Origin of the sequence: Phyllobacterium sp. CCNWLW183 (assembly GCF_037203775.1) — a bacterium.
In the GTDB taxonomy this organism is placed as follows: domain Bacteria; phylum Pseudomonadota; class Alphaproteobacteria; order Rhizobiales; family Rhizobiaceae; genus Phyllobacterium; species Phyllobacterium ifriqiyense.
This window is the reverse complement of sequence record NZ_JBBCBN010000003.1, coordinates 260707-279631: the sequence shown is the minus strand read 5'-3', so window position 1 is coordinate 279631 and position 18925 is coordinate 260707. Positions and strand designations below refer to the sequence as shown.

The window sequence follows — 18925 nt, the reverse complement described above, 5'->3', positions numbered from 1 at the left end:
TCTTGCGGAGGGCTTCAATATCTGATCAATGCAAACCGCTGCATTTGTGGCAGAAACCCCTCGTGATTGCGCGGAAACTAGGGGTTTTATCTCCCACTTGCAACACATATAAGGGCGGTTCTGCCTGAGACTTTTTGACACCGTAGGGGTGTGAGGAATGATGAGAATATTGAACCTGATACCGGCAAGAATGGCTTCGACACGGCTTCCCAACAAGCCTTTGGCCGATATTGCAGGCAAGCCGATGATTGTTCACGTTGCTGAGCGCGCCATAGCTGCGGGCCTTGGCCGCACCGTTGTGGCCACTGATACGGCTGAGGTAAAGTTGGCAGTCGAAGCTTACGGGCTGGAAGCTGTCATGACCCGAAGCGATCACGAATCCGGCTCCGACCGCATCTATGAAGCGCTGCAAGCACTCGACCCTGATGGGAATATTGATGCGGTTGTTAATGTGCAAGGTGACCTGCCAACCATCGAACCGGATGTTATAAAGCGCGCTCTATTGCCATTGCTCAATGGTCCTGCCGATATTGGTACGCTGGCGGTCGAGATTCGCCACGAAGCGGAAAAGACCAATCCCAATGTGGTCAAGATCATCGGCTCGCCTTTGAGTGAAACCCAGTTGCGTGCACTCTATTTCACGCGTGCGACAGCCCCTTGGGGCGAGGGGCCGCTTTACCACCATATCGGGCTTTATGCCTATCGCCGGGCCGCTCTTGAGCGTTTTGTCAGGCTGGGACCCTCGCCGCTGGAGCGGCGTGAGCGGCTGGAGCAACTGCGCGCGCTTGAGTCTGGGATGCGCATTGATGTCGAGATTGTCGATTCTGTGCCGTTGGGTGTGGACACGCAGGAAGATCTGGATCGCGCCCGCGAATTATTGAATATGAAACAAGGCCAAGGATAATGACCAAGACCAACCGCATCTCTTTTCAGGGTGAACCCGGCGCAAATTCCGATACGGCTTGCCGCAACATGTTTCCAACGATGGAACCCATGCCTTGCCCGACCTTTGAAGATGCGTTCAATGCGGTTGAAAGCGGTGCAGCCGATCTGGCAATGATTCCAATTGAAAATACCATTGCCGGACGTGTTGCCGATATCCACCATCTGTTACCGGAATCGCGACTACACATTGTTGGCGAATATTTTCTGCCGATCCATTTTCAGCTGATGGTTCTACCGGGCACGAAGCGCAGCGAGATCACCTCTGTCCACAGCCATATCCATGCACTTGGCCAATGCCGCAAATATATTCGCAAGAATGGCTGGAAGCCGGTGATCGCTGGCGACACCGCCGGTGCTGCGCGTCTGGTCGCGGAAGTCAAGGACAGAACGATGGCTGCTTTGGCGCCGCGTCTGGCATCAAGCCTCTATGGTTTGGATATTCTCGAAGAGGATGTCGAGGACACTGAAAACAATGTCACGCGCTTCGTCGTGCTGACAAAAACCAAAAAATGGGCACCGCGTACCTCCGATGCGCTGATGATGACCACTTTTGTATTCCGCGTCCGCAACGTTCCGGCTGCACTTTATAAAGCGATGGGCGGTTTTGCCACGAACATGGTGAATATGACCAAGCTGGAAAGCTACCAGATCGACGGTAAATTCACGGCGACGCAGTTTTACGCGGACATTGAAGGCCATCCGGACGATAAGAATGTCGCCCAGGCGTTGGAGGAGCTGGAATTCTTCTCGAAGGAAGTGCGTGTATTGGGTGTCTACCCAGCTGACACGACATTCCGAAGCTCGCAAATAAGCGAAGACTAATTATTGAGCTGAGATTCGGTCGAGAAATTGCTGGACTGCTTGATTGAATTGGTCAGGCCGTTGCAGCGGCGCGAAGTGACTGACGCCCTGTAGCAGGAGAAACTCTGCGCCCGGGATGGTGCGCGCGAGATATTCGGCATGTTCCTGCTTGATAAATTCATCATGCTCGCTTTGAACGACAGTGACCGGCACCGTAATCTTCGCCAGCTCGGCGGCACCATAATTAGGTTCCGTTTTCATCATTCTGCCGACGGCTGCCAGAAAGTCCTCGAACTGATCAGGCGTTGCCGATAACTCGGCATAATCCTTGACATGGCGGCTGAAGCAACGATCGAGCGCTAGGCTTGGCTGGACTTCCTTGGTGCCGCTCGGGTCCATGTTGCAGCCAAAGAAAAAGACACCGGTGACGCGATGCGATGCCTTTATGCCGAGCACCATTGATGTGCAGGCGCCGTCGCTCCAGCCAAGTAGAGCGGCCTTGGCAATGCTCAATCGATCCATGACCGCAAGCACATCGGATGCCATCAGCTCATAGCTATAGGGTTTACTGTCACGCGTGCTGCGGCCATGTCCACGGCTGTCGATGAGAAGCGCGCGGTGTCCGGCATCGACAAGAGCTGGAACCTGATAGCCCCAATTGCCGCCATGGCCCAATCCGCCATGAAGCAGGATTACCGGCGCTCCGGCACCATAGGCAGAATAGTGGATGCTGGCTCCATCGTTCTCAACGAAACCCTCGTCGGTCGCGTCCGGTAATGGCAGCGCACCATTGGCTTCAAAGTTTTTCAGCTCATCATCGCGAAAGTCCACAGGCGTCGCCTTTCTATCCAATGATTAAAACTTGCTCTCCACCCAGCTGCGGATGAGGTGGGCTGCAATGGCCCCTGCGGGCGGCGTCATAAGACCATCTGGATGCGTGCGGTCCATCATGGTCCTGACTTCTTCGCGGCTGAACCAGCGTCCAGCCTCAAGCTCTGCCGTATCCAATATATAATCGTCCGAGAGGGCTTCGGCATGGCAACCGATCATCAAAGAATAGGGGAAGGGCCAAGGCTGGCTGGCATGATAGAGAACGCGCCCTACAGGCAGGTTGGTTTCTTCCATGGTTTCGCGGCGCACTGCATTTTCGATAGTCTCGCCGGGTTCGATAAACCCGGCGAGGCAGGAATACATGCCGGTCCCAAAATGCGCCCCGCGCGCCAGCAGGCACTTGTCGCCGCGCACGACCATCATGATTGCCACCGGGTCTGTGCGCGGAAAATGCTGAGCCTCGCAATTGGGACATGTACGACGATAGCCGCCATCCCGCATGACGGTTTCATGGCCGCAGCGCCCGCAAAACTTGTGGGTGTCATGCCATGAGAGCAGTGACACGGCTTGCGCCATGGCTCCTATCTGATCTGGGGGAATAAGCCCTTGCGTATAGGCCGAACGATAGTCAACCGCCTCAATGCCCATAGGTAGCGCTTCCGGAGAAAGGCCGCTCGGTCCTGCCAATATTGGCATATCGTCTTGAAGGCCGAGATAAATTGTCTTGTTCAATCCCGGGAGAAGCGCCGAGGCTGCTTCCATCCCGAAAAACGCATTCCCTTCCGAGGCGCTGCAATCAACCAGTATCTTGCCATCGCCCACCAGCAACATGCGCGCGTCGGCATTTGCCAGCGCAAGGGTGACAACGTCGTCACTCCGTTTTTCCGAATGCCGATTGATCCTGTTCCCGGCGAATCCCACAAAATGGCTGGGCTCGGCTAGCGGAGCATCAAAAAGACGAAACGACATGAATGGAAGCTCCAGAACGGGGAAACTGGACGGGATTGTTTAAATAGCGTCGAGAATCGTTTTCGCAAAGACCTTTGCGTCGTTTTTGCTGTAAGGCTCGCGTGTTCCATGGCCCCAGACCGGCCCAGGCCATGCCGGATCGCCAGTGTTCCGTGCAATGACATGAACGTGTAGTTGGCGAACTATATTGCCAAGTGCAGCCGTATTGATCTTTTCGCAATTGGTAATCGACTTGAGTGCCTGCGCCGCGATGCCCGCCTCGAATGTCAACATCGTCTGATCGAGCGGCGTCAATTCATGAACTTCAGTGATTCCCGGTCTTTGCGGCACAAGAATAAGCCATGGCCAACGCCGGTCATTCATCAAGCGCAGGTCACAAAGACCCAGTTTTACGATGGGGAAGGTATCTGCGTTTAGTTTTGCGTCGAGTGCGAATGTCATGATGTACGAGTAAATAGCAGTTTTTTTCTGTGTGCGCTTGCTTTTTGCGTTGGGATTGCCGATATGAAAACCGGGAGGTTGGTGGTGGACGAGCCACTCGCCAACCGGGTCAGGTCCGGAAGGAAGCAGCCCCAACGAGCCAGGCACGGGTCGCCGTGCCAGCCTCCCACCCTTTTTATGTGTACCTGCCTGTGTCAAAGCCGCAACCGGCATTGACGCTATGGTGCATGGCGGTCCAAACTTGCGCCATATACAAGAAGTAAATGCAGGAGCGGAACAAACGCGATGGACACGAAAAAGCCAGACAGCGCCTATCGCGTGCTCGCCCGCAAATATCGCCCCGAAAATTTCAACGATCTGATTGGCCAGGAGCCAATGGTCAGGACGCTGACCAATGCGTTCGAGACAGGACGGATCGCGCAAGCGTGGATGCTGACGGGTGTGCGCGGTGTCGGCAAGACCACGACTGCGCGAATTCTTGGCCGCGCCCTCAACTACAAGAATGGCGATATAGACAAGCCAACCATAGACCTTTCTGTCATGGGCGAGCATTGTCAAGCTATCATGGAAGGCAGGCATGTCGACGTGATCGAGATGGATGCTGCTTCCCATACGGGCATTGATGATATTCGCGAGATCATCGAACAGGTGCGTTACCGTCCGGTATCGGCGCGTTATAAGGTTTATATCATCGATGAGGTGCATATGCTCTCCAATCAGGCCTTTAACGGCCTGTTGAAGACGCTTGAAGAGCCGCCGCCCCATGTGAAATTCATTTTTGCGACGACGGAAATCCGCAAGGTTCCCATCACCGTTCTGTCGCGCTGCCAGCGTTTCGATTTGCGCCGCATAGATACCAGCCTGTTGACCTCGCATTTACGCAAGATCGCAGGTCTGGAAAACATAACGGTGGACGATACCTCGCTGTCCATGATCGCGCGGGCAGGCGAGGGTTCCGTGCGTGATTCGCTGTCCATTTTCGATCAAGCCATAGCGCATGGAGCAGGCACAGTGAATGGCGAGGCTGTGCGTTCGATGCTGGGCTTGGCGGATCGTGCGCGGATCATCGATTTGTTCGAAATGCTGATGCGCGGCGACGTGGCTTCGGCATTGCGTGAGTTCCGCTCGCAATATGATGTTGGAGCTGATCCCAGCGTAGTGTTGACCGACCTTGCCGACTTCAATCATTTGGTCACACGCATTCGTTTTACCCCGGATGTTGCCGACGATATTTCATTGTCAGAAGACGAGCGGCTGCGCGGACGTGATTTTGCAGAGAAATTGTCCATTCGCGTCCTTTCCCGGACTTGGCAGATGTTGCTGAAGGGTATGGCCGAGGTCGAGAATTCAAATCGCCCCGTTCAGGCAGCCGAAATGCTGCTCATCCGCATTGCCCATGCCGCAGATTTGCCCACGCTTGATGAAGCATTGAAGTCGCTGGATGACGGCACAGCTTTGCCTGGTACCGCCGGCGACAATAATGGGCCGCGTCCGAATCCGGGCAATGGCGGTGCCTCGATGGCACGTGCCAGCGATGCGGTGGCAACTGCTCGCGGCACTGTGAACGCGAGTGGCGGCGCAACCATGCGGCTGGTTGAACCAGCTATCCAACCGGAACCGGCCATGCTCGCTTCGCCGCAGATTGTTGAAGAGGCCGTTCCTTCGGTTCAGATAGGCAGTATTGAAGATATCATCGCACTTGCAGACAAGCAGCGTGATATGCAGTTCAAGATCATGGTCAAGAATTGCGTGCGGCTGGTCAGTATCAAGCCCGGGCGTCTTGAGATTAACCTGACTGAAGCTGCGCCGAAAACCCTGCTGACAGATTTATCGCAAAAGCTTGGCGACTGGACGGGCATTCGCTGGATGGTTTCGCTTTCGCGTGAGGAAGGCAGCAAGACACTCAACGAAGTCGAAACGGCAAAGCGTGAAGGCTTGCTGAGCGATGCGCGTGCAGATCCGGATGTGGCCGCCATACTTTCGAAGTTTCCGGGCGCCAAGATTATCAACGTGCGCATAGCCACGCCCGCGGGGCAAGCCGATGATGAATTATCCGCAGGTGCAGGTGATGATACATTGGCGCCCGTTGAAGAAGATGATTGAACACAGGAGATAACCCATGCGTGACATAATGGGCATGATGAAACAGGCCAAGGAAATGCAGGCGAAGATGGCTTCGATGCAGGAGGAAATTTCCGCACTTGAGGCCGAAGGGCAGGCGGGTGGCGGGCTTGTCACTGTCAAGCTTTCCGGCAAAGGCGCACTGACTGCACTGACCATTGATCCTTCACTCTTCAAGGAAGATGATATCGAAGTCATTGAGGATCTCATCATCGCTGCGCACAATGAGGCCAAGGCGAAGGTCGAGGCAATCATGGCAGAAAAAACGCAAGCCTTGACTGCGGGCCTGCCAATTCCTCCGGGATTCAAGTTGCCGTTTTAATCCTATTCGAAAGCAACCAGAAGTTTATTGGAAAGAATGTCTTATTAAGATAGACTGTTCTTGGAGTAGGGAACGAGCTTTCGCCCGTCCCCTGGTCTCATTTTGAAAATTGAACCCGGAATGTCAGTGACCAGCTGGTCCGGGTTCTTTTCACAATAAGAGTTACGCTAAACGGAAATCTCCGCATAGTTTCACCTCCAAGTCGAGAGCATGGCTGATGCCGCAGTTGGAGAAGCCCGTCCTCTCCAATACACTGGCTGGCACCGTGCTGCTGCTTTTGCCCTCAAACCCGTTGCGATCACCGATACGATCCTTATCGGGTCTTGGAGCCGGAACAACCAATCCAAGATTGTATTATTTCGACCAAAATGTTGGATGGGTTGAACACTCCGCCGGTCTTTGATTCCCTAAAGCCGCGAATTGCTCTAAACCGGCGATATGTCGAAACGAATCGCCGGTCCAGAAATTGAGCGCCTAATCCAGCTCCTAGCCAAAGTGCCGGGGCTTGGTCCGCGTTCTGCCAGGCGCGCCGCCCTCCACCTTATCAAGAAGAAAGAAGCGCTGCTGATTCCTCTTGGCACCGCGATGCAGGATGCGGCCGAGAAGGTGCGCATCTGCTCAACATGTGGAAATGTGGATACATCCGACCCCTGCATGATTTGCACCGATCCACGCCGCGAACGCGCGACACTGATCGTGGTCGAGGATGTTTCCGATCTTTGGGCGTTGGAACGTGCCGGGTCGATGAATGTCCGTTATCATGTTCTTGGCGGACGCCTCTCTCCGCTTGATGGTATCGGCCCGGATGATCTCAATATTGCGACGCTTGTCGGACGGGTTGCCGAAGGGGAGATCAAGGAGATTATTCTTGCGGTGAATGCGACTGTCGAGGGTCAGACAACAGCACACTATATCACCGATCAGCTGGCAGATTTTGATGTCCGAATTACCAGACTAGCTCATGGCGTGCCGGTTGGGGGTGAGCTTGACTATCTTGACGAAGGAACATTAACGGCTGCCTTGCGCGCAAGAACCACACTGTGAAGCCGCTAACTTGTCTTTTTCGAGATTTATGGTCGTTATACTAAAATGCGATAGGACCGAAAAATTTCGGGGCCGGGCAACAGGGGCGAAGTTTCATGATTATCCAGGATATGACGCAGCAGGAAATCAAGGAGTTTCTGGCACGCGCAACAATCGGGCGATTGGCGTGCGCGAAAGATAATCAACCCTACGTTATTCCCCTGAGTTTCGCTTACGATGACGTTTCTCTTTATTCACTCACGTCAGCGGGCACGAAAGTCGACTGGATGCGTGAAAATCCCAAAGTGTGCATAGAGTTTGATGAGATCGTTGCCACTAATAATTGGCAAAGCGTCGTCGTCACCGGAATTTTCGAAGAGCTGACAAGCGAACCCGGCCATATAGAGGCGCGCAATAATGCACATCGTCTTTTGAGCCGAACGGCTGAGTGGTGGGAACCGGCCTATGTAAAAACGATTTCAAGAAATCATGTCCGTCCGCTGGAACCGGTATATTTCCGTGTTGCCATCATTCATACCACCGGCCACAAAACCGTTGCCAGTTAAGACGCCAACAGTGCGGGACTCAAGGATTTGATAAAAAAGCATTTTATCATTGGGTTGCGTATTCTGCTTGTGCTGAGCACAAGCACATTATCTGCCTTCGCGGCGTCCAAGCCCGAGGTTGATGCGCAATTCCAAAACTGGCTTGCCAATGATCTTTGGCCTGATGCCAAGACAGCGGGCATTTCGAAAGCAGTGTTCGATCAGGCTTTTGCCGGGGTATCGCCCAATCTGGACTTGCCTGATCTGATTCTGCCGGGCGAAAAGCCAAAGACACCAAAGAAGCAGGCTCAGTCCGAGTTCGGCTCGCCGGGAAAATACTTCAATGATAAGACCATAAATGCCACAACTGCTGGCGGCGTGGCGCGGGCAGGGCAATATGCCCGGACCCTGAAGGCCGTCGAAAGCAAATATGGTGTCCCGGGTGAGATCGTGCTTGCAGTCTGGGGACGCGAGAGCGGATATGGCAGCGTAAAAATTCCAAATAACGCCTTTACCGTACTTGGTACAAAAGCATTTCTGGCCTCGCGAAAGGAAATGTTCCGCAAGGAACTGATGGCTGCGCTGGAGATTGTCCAGAAGGGATATATTGACGCTGGTGCCATGAAAAGCTCCTGGGCCGGAGCGCTCGGTCAGCCGCAATTCATGCCGACCTCTTACCTGCAACATGCGGTGGATTTTGACGGTGATGGCAAACGGGATATCTGGAACTCAGTGCCGGACACGCTGGGTTCTATCGGTCATTATCTCAAGCAATATGGCTGGCAGGCAGGGCGGGACTGGGGCTATGAGGTCACCGTGCCGCAAACTGTGAGCTGTTCCCTGGAGGGGCCGGATCAGGGCAAGCTGTTTTCCGCCTGGGAACAACTGGGTATCAGCCGGGTCAATGGCAAGGCTTTTCCGTCCAGCGAGATGAAGCGCGAAGGCTTCCTTTTGATGCCCGCCGGAAGGCACGGGCCTGCATTCATCGTTACCAAGAATTTTTATGTCCTAAAAGAGTACAATATGAGTGATCTATATGCCCTGTTCATCGGGCATATTGGTGATCGGATTGCCCATGGTGCAAAAGGATTCAGCACTGGCTGGGGCGACGTTGGCGGACTTTATCGCTCTGACATTGCCAGCATGCAAAAGACGCTGGAAAAGCAGGGATATGACGCAGGCGGCGCGGATGGGTTTCCCGGTTTCAAGACGCGGCGGTCAATTGGAGCATGGCAGACAAAACAGGGAATGGAGCCAACCTGTTTTCCGGACAATGCGCTTGTCAAAGCGATCAGATAAACGCTTATCCTGACCGCTTGCGCTGCTCAAATCCATTTTGGTTCAGGCTTGGATGCGAGTTGATCGCGGTAATAACCGCCAAGGCCGCCAGAGAATTAATATCCTTATTGCCACGGTTGAAGGCTGTCATAACAGTTTCTGCAATGATCCTGGCGTCGTCATCGGTACTGGACTTTACAACGAGCGTTTTGGCGGCTTTGTCGTAGGCCGCTTGCATGATGTTCCAGTCTTCTTGCGAGTAAATCGACTTCGACGCATTATCGAAAAGCATCCTGTGGGCTCCTCCTCAGACCGAACCGAAGCAGCAAATTACCCTGCCAAATGTGGCATGGCAAACCTCAAGCATGTTTGTTCCGGTACAATGGTTCTGAGCGAGAAAGGGCTCTAAATCGTTGGTTCTGTCTCGGATGCTTGCCGGATATGCCGTGAAAGCCGGGACCACCTTTGGCTAAACCACGGGGTTACCAGCGATATTTTCTCAAAACGCCTGTTGGTAAATGTTGGAGCGTTCTCTTCGAACGTCCAGACTTTGAAATTGGTCAATTCATGCGGGCCAAATGTATAAATGAGGGGGGTGTCCGCTGCATCACGGCCGCGGGCGACGACAATCCGGCCGATGCGGCGCTGATTATGGCGGGCATCAAACGTGTGCCATTTGCCACCTAGAAAGACTTCGAACCATGCATTGAAATCCATCGGGGCCGGATCAGCGGGTACGCCAATATCGCCCATATAGCCATTCACGTAACGGGCAGGAATATTCATGCAGCGGCAGAAGGCCACGGCAAGATGAGCGAAATCCCGGCACACGCCGACACGTTCTTCATGGGCCTGTGCAGCCGTGCGTGTGGCCCTTGCAAAACCATAGCTGAATGTCAGGCGTTGATTGACGTAATCGCAGATTGTCTGAACTCGTGTCCAACCCGGTTTGACATGCCCGAACAGGCTCCAAGCAAGATTGCTCAACTCGTCTGTTTCACAATAGCGGCTGGCAGAAAGGTAAGCCAGGCATTCCGTGGGAAGTTTGTCGACGGAAACTTCTTCGGCATTTTCATCGACCGGATCTGGCAGGCCATCATCGTTGACAACAGCATCATATTTCAGTGACAAATTGCCTGCCGGTGCAACCAGCCGCAGACAATTATTTCCAAACAGATCTGTGAATGTTTCCAGATTAACCTCTGGCGTTGCCGTGGGTCCACGTTCGCATTGAACATCTTTCAGCCGTGCGGATTCCAGATTTAGATAGGTCGTCATAGGGGTTGGCTCGTTGCAACGAATTCCTATCTCGTAACCAACACGGATCAACATGGGCATATCCTTTAATCTTTTCAGAACAACGCCGGGACGGGATGCTGGTTCCGCAGCCTTGAATTTTTTGCGTAGAAGGATTTTGCAATTCGGTTGATTCATAAACTGTTGACTATAAATCGCGGCAATTCGAACCAAATCAGCTTATTTGAGTTATGCTAGTACGGTGCGAGATGCGCCGCATGGAGTGGATTGGAATGATCATGGCACGACATCCAGTGAACGACCGGACTGCAAATGTGCTTCGCGAGCAGGTCGTGCGCGCTGATTATCGCCGAACGATCGAAACAGCCCGTCCATCAAAAGTTGAAAAGAATATTCCGGACGTTCTACGTGATCTTTTGCAAAGACTTGATGCGGCTGAAAAGAAGCAAATCCGTTAGCAGCGTGGCTATCTTATCAAAAACAGGTCATCAGGCTCAGTTTTTGATTTGCATCAAGCTGTCATGATAGGGCGCACGTCCTGATTTTGCATTGTGCACGAAGGATCCGAACGAGAGTGCAAAGGCGAAGAATATTACAAATACGATGCCAAGACGCTGAACAAGCATGACAAATCCCGTCGGTATTTGCTGCGAATAGTAACGCGCGCAGCAGTTGAATTTTTACAAATTATGTGTCGCAATATGAACGCCGCCTGAACCTCTTGTTCATCGAGCATTTGTGTTGTCGGTCGATCGCGAATTCAACGGGGGTTGGACTTTTATGATCATTACACTAGCACTTCTGATTGGTGTCATTGCAGGCTTGAGAGCTATGACCGCGCCGGCAGCGGTGAGTTGGGCTGCCTATTTGGGTTGGCTCAATCTGGGTGATAGCTGGCTGGCGTTTTTGGGCTATGCCTTCACGCCCTGGATCATTTCAATACTCGCCATTGGCGAGCTCATCACAGATCAGTTGCCATCGACCCCGAGTCGAAAAGTACCGGTGCAATTTGGCACACGCGTTCTAATGGGCGCAGTCAGTGGCGCTGCCATAGGCATTGCCGGCGGCATGTTGGTTGCCGGGTTGATTGCCGGGGCAATAGGCGCTGTCATTGGCACCTATGGTGGTGCTTATATCCGTAGCGCGCTTGCTGCCCGCTTCGGACAGGATCGGCCTGCGGCATTGATCGAGGACGCAGTGGCTATTATCGGTGCCTATCTGATTGTTGCTTCGCTGCCATGAGTAATTCTTTCGACGCGATCATTATTGGGGCGGGGCAGGCGGGGCCCGCGCTGGCAGGAAGACTTACAACCGCCGGCAGAAAGGTTTTACTCATTGAGCGGAAGCTTTTCGGCGGCACCTGCGTTAACACTGGCTGTATGCCGACCAAGGCGCTGGTGGCAAGCGCCTATGCAGCGCATTTGGCGCGACGTGGCGCTGATTTTGGCGTTACGATCGACACGCCCATCCGCATTAACATGAAACACATATGGCAACGAGCCGATACCGTTTCCTCAACCGCCCGAAATAATATCGAGAGTTGGCTGAAGGGCATGGATAATTGCACCATTGTGCAGGGTCATGCGAAATTTATCGGTCCGCATGAAATAGTCGTTGGCGGCGAAACCTATACGGCGCCTCAAATATTCATCAATACCGGCGGACGCGCCGTCATTCCGGATATGCCCGGAATTGATGAGATCGATTATCTGACCAATACCGGCATCTTGCAGCTGGACACACTTCCCGAACATCTGGTCGTGATCGGCGGAAGCTATATCGGACTCGAATTTGCACAGATGTACCGCCGGTTCGGTGCAAAAGTGACAATTGTCGAGAAGGGTCCGCGACTGGTTTCCCGGGAAGATGAAGATGTTTCCGAGGCAATCAGACAGATAATTGAGGCCGAGGGCATTGAATGTCGTCTGAATGCCGAATGTATTTCGTTCAAACGTCATGCGAAGGGCGCGCAAGTCAGTGTCGATTGCAGCTCGGGCGCACCGGCTATCGTCGGTTCGCATGTGCTTCTGGCTATCGGGAGGCTACCCAATACCGATGATCTGGATGTAGAAAAAGCCGGTATCGAGAGGGACGAACGCGGCTACATCAAGGTCCATGATGATCTTTCGACCAGCGCGGATGGAATTTGGGCGCTTGGTGATTGCAACGGGCGAGGGGCCTTCACGCATACGGCCTATAATGATTTTGAGATTGTCGCAGCCAATTTGCTCGATGGAGAGGATCGCAAGGTCAGCGCGCGTATTCCGGGCTATGCGCTTTATATCGACCCGCCGCTTGGCCGAGTAGGTTTGAACGAAACACAGGCGCGCAAGTCCGGTCGACCACTTCTGATTTCCAAGAGGCCGATGACACGCGTCGGACGCGCAATTGAAAAGGATGAGACCAAGGGTTTCATGAAAGTTATTGTCGATGCGGAAACAAAGAAGATTCTAGGTGCCGCAATTTTGGGAACCGGCGGTGATGAGGCCATTCATGGCATACTCGACATGATGAATGCCGACGTCGATTATGAGAAATTGCAATGGGCAGTACCTATCCACCCTACCGTTTCGGAGCTGATTCCCACCTTGCTTTGTGATTTGAAGCCTGTCGATAACTAGACAGACATCCATAATCGGATACATTTGCTTCAATGGACATACAAACGTATTGACAACTGCCGTATGATCTGGAAAGTCAAATGAAACGTTTCATATTGGAGAAACGGCGATGACCGGATGAATTCAAAAGAATGATTGCGGTTGTCAGGGAGAGATGGAGTTGGCGGGTTTGTGCTCGCTCCGAAAGAGCAACCAAGGGAGGAAGCCTCGTGAAGAAACTTTTAGCATTACTGGCAATAACGCTGGCACTGGCCGTGCCGGCGCTGGCTGAGGGTCCCGTCGACACCTCGAAGGTCAACAAGGAATATGTGACCGGAGCCGACGGCAAGTCCTATACGATCGCAACTGTCGTCAAGGTCGATGGCATTGCCTGGTTCGACCGCATGCGCGAGGGTGTCGAGCAGTTCAAATCCGAAACAGGCGCTGACGTCTGGATGGTCGGTCCTAGCTCTGCGGATGCTGCTGCACAGGTGCAGATCGTAGAAAATCTTATTGCCCAGGGTGTAGATGCCATTTGCATCGTGCCATTCTCGGTAGAGGCTGTTGAGCCGGTTCTGAAAAAAGCACGCGAGCGCGGCATCGTCGTGATTGCGCATGAAGCTTCGAACATCGTCAACGCTGATTATGTTCTGGAAGCATTTGACAACAAGGCCTACGGGGCCAAGTTGATGGAAGTTCTGGGTAAATCCATGGACGGCAAGGGTAAGTATCTTGCTACCGTCGGCAGCTTGACATCGAAATCGCAGATGGACTGGATTGACGGCGCCATTGAATATCAGAAGAAGAATTTCCCCGACATGTCGCTCGCGACAGAACGTCTGGAAACCTATGATGATGCCAATCAGGATTACACCAAGCTGAAGGAAGCCATGACGACCTATCCGGACGTCAAAGGTATCCTCGGCGCACCAATGCCGACCTCTGCCGGTGCTGGACGCCTGATCTCTGAAGGCGGATTAAAGGGTAAAGTCTTCTTTGCTGGTACAGGTCTTGTTTCGGTAGCAGGCGAATATCTCAAGAATGGCGATATCCAGTACATTCAGTTCTGGGATCCAGCAGTAGCCGGTTATGCCATGAATGAACTGGCTGTCATGGCCCTCAACAAAAAGACGGACCTTATTAAGGCTGGTCTCAATCTCGGACTGCCCGGCTATGACAATCTGCTCGCTCCAGATGCATCCAGACCAAATGTACTTTTTGGTGCCGGTTGGGTTGGTGTTACCGCAGACAATATGAATTCATATAATTTCTGATTTTTAACGTGACAGGAAAGCGGGGGCGTTGCAGAAGGCCCCCGCTTTCCTGATATTCGCGGATCTCCACCATAGCGGGGAAAGCATGAGCGAAAACCTTCTGGAACTTAAGAATATCAGCAAGCGGTTTGGCGGCCTTGTGGCGCTCGATAATGTTTCGCTTGTTGTGAAGCCCGGGGAAATCCACTGCCTTGCGGGTGAAAACGGCTGCGGCAAGTCGACGATCATCAAGACCATAGCAGGCGTTTATACGCCCACCGAGGGGGAGATCCTGATTGACGGTAAGCCGGTAACAGGATTTACGCCTGCGCGGTCCGTACAACAGGGCATCCAAGTTATCTATCAGGATTTTTCTCTGTTCGGGAACTTGACCGTTGCAGAAAATCTGGCGCTGAACACGTTGCTTCTTGAAGGCAAAAAGTCAGTCAGCTGGAAACGGATTCGCGATCTGGCGACCAAAGCCCTGGCGCGTCTTGGCGTCACCATGGACCTTGATGCCGACGTGGAATCGCTACCGACATCCGGCAAGCAGATCGTGGCAATTGCCCGCGCCATGATGGGTGATGCCAGGCTTATCATCATGGATGAGCCGACAACTGCCCTTACACGCCCAGAAGTTGACGCGTTGTTCCGTATTGTCCGCGATATTCAGGCTCAGGGAATTGCAGTGCTTTTCGTCAGCCATAAAATGCGCGAAATGCTGGAAATCAGCGAGCGGTTGACTGTTCTTCGCAATGGCAAAAAAGTTGCAGAAGGCCCGATCAGCGATTTTAACGAGGCGGCCATTACCCGCGCTATGACAGGGCATGACCTCACGGATCAGACCTATGAATGGACGCCTGTAAAAGGTGATGAGCAGCCGCGTCTGAATGTCAAACAGTTGAGTATTCCGGGCACGTTGGAGAATATTGACCTGACATTGCGCGCGGGCGAAATCGTCGGCTTATCCGGTCTGATCGGCTCCGGTCGTACAGAGCTTGCGCTGGCACTTTTCGGGATGAACCCAAAATATACGGGTTCGGTGACAATTGACGGCAAGGCCGTCCACCCGAAGACCGTACAGGACGCCATCGCCAGCGGTCTTGCCTATGTGCCCGAGGACCGTCTGACCGAAGGGCTGTTTCTTACCCAGTCAATCGAGCGCAATATGCTCGCTACCTCCTTCGAAAACTTCGTCAGCGGTATGTTCATTGACCGCAAAAAAGCGGATGCGGCGACGAAAGCCATGTTTGGAGCGATGCAGATTGCAGCGCCCGGTCCCCAGACTCCGGTCAACCATCTTTCCGGTGGTAACCAGCAGCGCGTGGTGCTTGCCCGGTGGTTGTTGACAGGCGCGCGTGTCCTTATCCTCAACGGCCCTACCGTTGGCGTCGATGTGGGCTCCAAAGCCCAAATTCATCGGAAAATCCGTGAGCTGGCTACCGAGAATGGTTTGGCTGTGCTGATGATATCTGACGATGTTCCCGAACTCGTGCAGAATTGTAACCGTGTCATTGTCATGCATCGCGGACGTTTTGTTGATGAAGTCGCCGCAGATGCATTGAACGAAGACGCATTAAACGACCGGTTGAAGGCTTTGAAATGACGATTTTTCGCCGATCAGAATTTATCATCGCCGCCATTCTACTGGTCGCCATGATCTTTATTGGATTGATTAACCCGGCCTTCTGGTCGCTGGACAATATGTTCGGGTTGCTCCGCAGCAATGTCATTATCGGTATCATGGCACTGGGCGTCCTTGTCGTAATGATTTCCGGCGGTATCGACGTATCCTTCACCGCCTTTGCGGTGGCGGCGATGTATCTGACCGTCAAGGGCATGCTCTATTTCGGTTATGAAGGCGTGCTTGTGCCCTTTATAGCTGCAACCCTTATCGGCCTCGTTCTTGGCGCGTTCAATGCGTTTTTCATTCATACATTCCGGATGATTCCGCTCATCGTCACGCTTGGAACCGGCAGTGTCGTGCGCGGTCTGTTGCTCGGCCTGGTCGGTACCAGCATCATCAACATCGATAAGATGCCGCCGGAGCTGATCAATTTTGCCAAGGTCAATCTCGTCAATTCAACATCGGCAACCGGAACGAATTTCGGCCTGACGGCCATGATCCTCATCTATCTCGGCCTTGCGCTCGTGACGCATCTTTTTCTGCGCTACACGATGATCGGGCGCAGCATTTTTGCCTATGGCGGTGCGCCGGAAGCTGCCAAGCGCGTGGGCTTCGATACGCGCAAAACATTGTTCTTTGTCTATTGTTTTGCAGGCGCTCTGGCAGGATTTGCCGGTCTTTTGCAGGGCTCGATGATCTGGCAAGCGAACCCGCGTGATTTCGCAGGTTTCGAGCTTGATGTCATTGCAGCGGTCGTGCTGGGCGGCGCTTCGATCTTTGGTGGACGCGGCAGCGTTGCCGGAACCTTGCTCGGAGTGTTCATGCTCGTCATGGTCAAGAATAGCCTGATCATCATGAAGGTCGATACAACATGGCAACGCGTTGTCGTCGGCTTGATTATCGTTGGAGCGACTGCGCTGACAGCGTGGCGCGATCGCAAGAAACTGGTGTGAGAAGCACAATGTCAGACCGTTCAATCGCCAAACGTATTTTCGGGCAGGACCGCAATATCCTGCAGCTTATTGCCATCACCATTCTGGTGTTTGCACTGATGTCATGGCTGAATCCGGACAAGTTCCTGCGCTACTATAATTTTGAGTCCATTACCTACATCATGCCTGAGCTTGGCATTCTGGCGATTGCCATGATGATTGCCATGCTGACCGGCGGCATCGATCTGTCGGTGGTAGGCATTGCCAATCTTGCCGGTATTCTTGCCGGCGTATTCTTCCACTCGGTCATTGTCGGAACAGAGCAATCCACCGGGATGATCCTGCTCTATACAGGTATCGGCATATTGCTCGCGCTCGGCATCGGATTGCTGGCGGGATTATTGAACGGGTTCCTGATTTCGAAGCTGCGGATTACGCCTATCCTTGCGACGCTGGGAACTGGACAGATTTTCACTGGTCTTGCCGTGGTTCTCACCGGCGGTCCCGCAATCACGGGCTTTCCGGATGGCTGGAACTTCATTGGCAATGGCAAGGTGCTGGGCTTGGCAACGCCATTCGTGCTGTTCGTTATCGTAGCAGGTGCAGTCGCCATCCTGCTGACGCGTACAACCTTCGGCGTCAACCTGATGCTCATCGGTACCAACCCCCGTGCTGCAATTTTTGCCGGTCTGCGCAAGGATCGCATGATCCTTTATTCTTATATGCTGACAGGCATGATGGCTGCCATCGCCGGGATTATCCTTTCCGGCCGCACAAATGCTGCCAAGTCGGATTATGGTGCATCCTATCTTCTGCAAGCTGTTTTGATTGCCGTTCTTGGAGGCACCAACCCTGCGGGCGGCAAAGGCAGGGTGCTTGGCGTCTCCATCGCATTGATTGCGCTGATGTTGCTTTCTTCCGGCTTCCAGATATTGCGGTTCTCCAACCATCTGATCGATTTCATATGGGGTGGATTTCTGCTCATCGTTATTGCCCTGAATGCTTTCCGCAATACAGATAGATAAGAGTTGTAATTTGAGGGACATACATATGGCACGACGCATCGCAGTGGTCGGCAGCAACATGACTGATCTGGTCACATCGATCATCCGCATGCCTGCACCCGGTGAAACACTGGAAGCGCCTGAGTTTTCCATGGGCTTTGGCGGCAAGGGCGCAAATCAGGCTGTTGCTGCGGCAAGACTTGGTGCTGACGTTTTGATGCTCACCAAAGTAGGTGATGATGTTTTTGGTCAAAGCACGATCAATAATCTCAAAGACAACGGAATTGATATCTCCCACGTCGGGACAGTTCCCGGCAAATCGAGCGGCGTTGCGCCAATATTCGTTGATGAAACGGGTGAAAACTCCATCCTCATTATCAAGGGCGCCAATAATGATCTCAAGCCTGCCGATATAGATGCGGCCGCAGAGGATCTTAAAAAATGCAGCCTGATCCTGATGCAGTTGGAAGTGCCGCTGGAGACTGTGTATTACACGCTCGCCTTTGCCGAAAAACATGGAATTGAAACAATTCTCAATCCGGCACCTGCTGCACCGGATTTGGATCCTTCAAAAGTCACAACGGCCACTTTCGTCGTTCCTAACGAGTCTGAGCTGGCCTTGTTGACCGGATTGCCGACGGGAACAGATGACGAAATCGAACAAGCAGCGCGGTCGCTGGTCGCCAAAGGTATACGCACAGTCATCGTCACGCTGGGCGCGCGCGGAGCCCGCTTGATAACAAAAGATCAATCAACAATGATTGCTCCGATCAAGGTCACGCCGAAAGATACAACCGGCGCTGGCGATGCCTTTATAGGCAGCTTCGCGCGGTTCTATGTCGAAACCGGTGAACTTGAACCATCGCTGAAGAAAGCTGCCATTTATGCGGCAGATTCCATCACACGCCCAGGCACGCAGAAGTCCTATGCCACAGCCAGGGAATTCGAGCAGTTTCTGACCACCCAATCCGCTTAA

The 18925-nt window shown here is 53.2% G+C and carries 19 protein-coding genes, 1 other RNA gene and 1 pseudogene; 16 read left to right on the top strand and 5 right to left on the bottom strand.

Annotated features, from left to right (window positions below; genetic code table 11):
• Positions 1 to 160: 160 nt before the first annotated feature.
• Both V9K95_RS09485 and V9K95_RS09480 read left to right on the top strand, forming a co-directional pair.
• Positions 161 to 904, top strand: coding sequence for a 3-deoxy-manno-octulosonate cytidylyltransferase (locus V9K95_RS09485; RefSeq protein WP_370878854.1), 744 nt, complete (start codon positions 161 to 163; stop codon positions 902 to 904).
• Positions 904 to 1767 (top strand): prephenate dehydratase, encoded by an 864-nt coding sequence (locus tag V9K95_RS09480; protein ID WP_307282471.1) that lies wholly within the window; start codon positions 904 to 906, stop codon positions 1765 to 1767. Before V9K95_RS09485 ends, V9K95_RS09480 begins: the two co-directional genes overlap by 1 nt.
• On the opposite strand, the gene V9K95_RS09475 is transcribed toward V9K95_RS09480, so the two are convergent.
• The 3 genes from V9K95_RS09475 to V9K95_RS09465 are packed head-to-tail and all read right to left on the bottom strand — an operon-like array spanning position 1768 to position 3990.
• Positions 1768 to 2577, bottom strand: a complete 810-nt coding sequence (locus V9K95_RS09475; RefSeq protein ID WP_336440652.1) for an alpha/beta fold hydrolase — start codon at positions 2575 to 2577, stop codon at positions 1768 to 1770. It abuts the gene before it with no gap.
• A 24-nt stretch (positions 2578 to 2601) separates the two neighbouring features.
• The gene (gene nudC / locus V9K95_RS09470) at positions 2602 to 3546 is read right to left on the bottom strand and encodes an NAD(+) diphosphatase (RefSeq protein WP_336440651.1); all 945 of its coding nucleotides are present in this window, start codon (positions 3544 to 3546) and stop codon (positions 2602 to 2604) included.
• Between the two features lie 39 nt (positions 3547 to 3585).
• On the bottom strand, positions 3586 to 3990 hold the full coding sequence (locus tag V9K95_RS09465) for an HIT domain-containing protein (RefSeq protein WP_115051608.1): 405 nt from the start codon (positions 3988 to 3990) through the stop codon (positions 3586 to 3588).
• A gap of 70 nt (positions 3991 to 4060) precedes the next feature.
• On the opposite strand from V9K95_RS09465, the gene ffs reads away from it, so the two are divergent.
• The 6 genes and pseudogenes from ffs (at position 4061) to V9K95_RS09435 (ending at position 9297) form a co-directional block, all read left to right on the top strand.
• An RNA gene (ffs, locus tag V9K95_RS09460) (signal recognition particle sRNA small type) lies at positions 4061 to 4157 on the top strand.
• 100 nt (positions 4158 to 4257) lie between these two features.
• Positions 4258 to 6090: pseudogene (locus V9K95_RS09455) on the top strand (DNA polymerase III subunit gamma/tau); the annotation flags it as partial.
• A 16-nt stretch (positions 6091 to 6106) separates the two neighbouring features.
• On the top strand, positions 6107 to 6430 hold the full coding sequence (locus V9K95_RS09450) for a YbaB/EbfC family nucleoid-associated protein (protein WP_008122553.1): 324 nt from the start codon (positions 6107 to 6109) through the stop codon (positions 6428 to 6430).
• Between the two features lie 438 nt (positions 6431 to 6868).
• A complete protein-coding gene (recR, locus tag V9K95_RS09445) occupies positions 6869 to 7474 on the top strand; it encodes a recombination mediator RecR (protein WP_307282478.1) in 606 nt (201 codons plus the stop codon).
• A 95-nt stretch (positions 7475 to 7569) separates the two neighbouring features.
• Positions 7570 to 8019 carry a pyridoxamine 5'-phosphate oxidase family protein gene (locus tag V9K95_RS09440; RefSeq protein ID WP_336440650.1) on the top strand — a complete coding sequence of 150 codons (450 nt, stop codon included), beginning with the start codon at positions 7570 to 7572 and terminating at the stop codon, positions 8017 to 8019.
• Positions 8020 to 8064: 45 nt separating this feature from the next.
• Positions 8065 to 9297, top strand: a complete 1233-nt coding sequence (locus V9K95_RS09435; protein WP_442958554.1) for a lytic murein transglycosylase — start codon at positions 8065 to 8067, stop codon at positions 9295 to 9297.
• A gap of 4 nt (positions 9298 to 9301) precedes the next feature.
• On the opposite strand, the gene V9K95_RS09430 is transcribed toward V9K95_RS09435, so the two are convergent.
• Positions 9302 to 9568 (bottom strand): hypothetical protein, encoded by a 267-nt coding sequence (locus V9K95_RS09430; protein ID WP_115051356.1) that lies wholly within the window; start codon positions 9566 to 9568, stop codon positions 9302 to 9304.
• Between the two features lie 113 nt (positions 9569 to 9681).
• The gene (locus V9K95_RS09425; protein ID WP_115051607.1) at positions 9682 to 10608 is read right to left on the bottom strand and encodes a transglutaminase-like domain-containing protein; all 927 of its coding nucleotides are present in this window, start codon (positions 10606 to 10608) and stop codon (positions 9682 to 9684) included.
• 203 nt (positions 10609 to 10811) lie between these two features.
• Here V9K95_RS09425 and V9K95_RS09420 point away from each other — a divergent pair, with 203 nt between their 5' ends.
• The 8 genes from V9K95_RS09420 to rbsK all read left to right on the top strand — a co-directional run bounded on the left by V9K95_RS09420 (position 10812) and on the right by rbsK (position 18925).
• The gene (locus V9K95_RS09420) at positions 10812 to 10991 is read left to right on the top strand and encodes a hypothetical protein (RefSeq protein WP_336440648.1); all 180 of its coding nucleotides are present in this window, start codon (positions 10812 to 10814) and stop codon (positions 10989 to 10991) included.
• Between the two features lie 322 nt (positions 10992 to 11313).
• The gene (locus tag V9K95_RS09415; RefSeq protein WP_307282484.1) at positions 11314 to 11775 is read left to right on the top strand and encodes a DUF4126 domain-containing protein; all 462 of its coding nucleotides are present in this window, start codon (positions 11314 to 11316) and stop codon (positions 11773 to 11775) included.
• Positions 11772 to 13154, top strand: a complete 1383-nt coding sequence (locus V9K95_RS09410) for an FAD-containing oxidoreductase (protein ID WP_336440647.1) — start codon at positions 11772 to 11774, stop codon at positions 13152 to 13154. The genes V9K95_RS09415 and V9K95_RS09410 overlap by 4 nt, the downstream gene beginning before the upstream one ends.
• Before the next feature lie 209 nt (positions 13155 to 13363).
• Positions 13364 to 14407 (top strand): autoinducer 2 ABC transporter substrate-binding protein, encoded by a 1044-nt coding sequence (locus V9K95_RS09405; protein WP_115051353.1) that lies wholly within the window; start codon positions 13364 to 13366, stop codon positions 14405 to 14407.
• An 85-nt stretch (positions 14408 to 14492) separates the two neighbouring features.
• A complete protein-coding gene (locus V9K95_RS09400) occupies positions 14493 to 15992 on the top strand; it encodes a sugar ABC transporter ATP-binding protein (protein WP_336440646.1) in 1500 nt (499 codons plus the stop codon).
• A complete protein-coding gene (locus V9K95_RS09395) occupies positions 15989 to 16966 on the top strand; it encodes an ABC transporter permease (RefSeq protein WP_115051351.1) in 978 nt (325 codons plus the stop codon). Before V9K95_RS09400 ends, V9K95_RS09395 begins: the two co-directional genes overlap by 4 nt.
• Before the next feature lie 8 nt (positions 16967 to 16974).
• Positions 16975 to 17970, top strand: coding sequence for an ABC transporter permease (locus V9K95_RS09390; RefSeq protein ID WP_336440645.1), 996 nt, complete (start codon positions 16975 to 16977; stop codon positions 17968 to 17970).
• Positions 17971 to 17995: 25 nt separating this feature from the next.
• Positions 17996 to 18925, top strand: a complete 930-nt coding sequence (rbsK, locus tag V9K95_RS09385; protein ID WP_336440644.1) for a ribokinase — start codon at positions 17996 to 17998, stop codon at positions 18923 to 18925.

Bases quoted from the DNA above. Each gene is read 5' to 3' on its own strand.
- V9K95_RS09485 (WP_370878854.1), top strand. From the start codon at position 161: ATGAGAATATTGAACCTGATACCGGCAAGAATGGCTTCGACACGGCTT.
- V9K95_RS09480 (WP_307282471.1), top strand. From the start codon at position 904: ATGACCAAGACCAACCGCATCTCTTTTCAGGGTGAACCCGGCGCAAAT.
- nudC (WP_336440651.1), bottom strand. From the start codon at position 3,546: ATGTCGTTTCGTCTTTTTGATGCTCCGCTAGCCGAGCCCAGCCATTTT.
- V9K95_RS09450 (WP_008122553.1), top strand. From the start codon at position 6,107: ATGCGTGACATAATGGGCATGATGAAACAGGCCAAGGAAATGCAGGCG.
- recR (WP_307282478.1), top strand. From the start codon at position 6,869: ATGTCGAAACGAATCGCCGGTCCAGAAATTGAGCGCCTAATCCAGCTC.
- V9K95_RS09440 (WP_336440650.1), top strand. From the start codon at position 7,570: ATGATTATCCAGGATATGACGCAGCAGGAAATCAAGGAGTTTCTGGCA.
- V9K95_RS09430 (WP_115051356.1), bottom strand. From the start codon at position 9,568: ATGCTTTTCGATAATGCGTCGAAGTCGATTTACTCGCAAGAAGACTGG.
- V9K95_RS09425 (WP_115051607.1), bottom strand. From the start codon at position 10,608: ATGTTGATCCGTGTTGGTTACGAGATAGGAATTCGTTGCAACGAGCCA.
- V9K95_RS09420 (WP_336440648.1), top strand. From the start codon at position 10,812: ATGGCACGACATCCAGTGAACGACCGGACTGCAAATGTGCTTCGCGAG.
- V9K95_RS09415 (WP_307282484.1), top strand. From the start codon at position 11,314: ATGATCATTACACTAGCACTTCTGATTGGTGTCATTGCAGGCTTGAGA.
- V9K95_RS09410 (WP_336440647.1), top strand. From the start codon at position 11,772: ATGAGTAATTCTTTCGACGCGATCATTATTGGGGCGGGGCAGGCGGGG.
- V9K95_RS09400 (WP_336440646.1), top strand. From the start codon at position 14,493: ATGAGCGAAAACCTTCTGGAACTTAAGAATATCAGCAAGCGGTTTGGC.
- V9K95_RS09395 (WP_115051351.1), top strand. From the start codon at position 15,989: ATGACGATTTTTCGCCGATCAGAATTTATCATCGCCGCCATTCTACTG.
- V9K95_RS09390 (WP_336440645.1), top strand. From the start codon at position 16,975: ATGTCAGACCGTTCAATCGCCAAACGTATTTTCGGGCAGGACCGCAAT.
- rbsK (WP_336440644.1), top strand. From the start codon at position 17,996: ATGGCACGACGCATCGCAGTGGTCGGCAGCAACATGACTGATCTGGTC.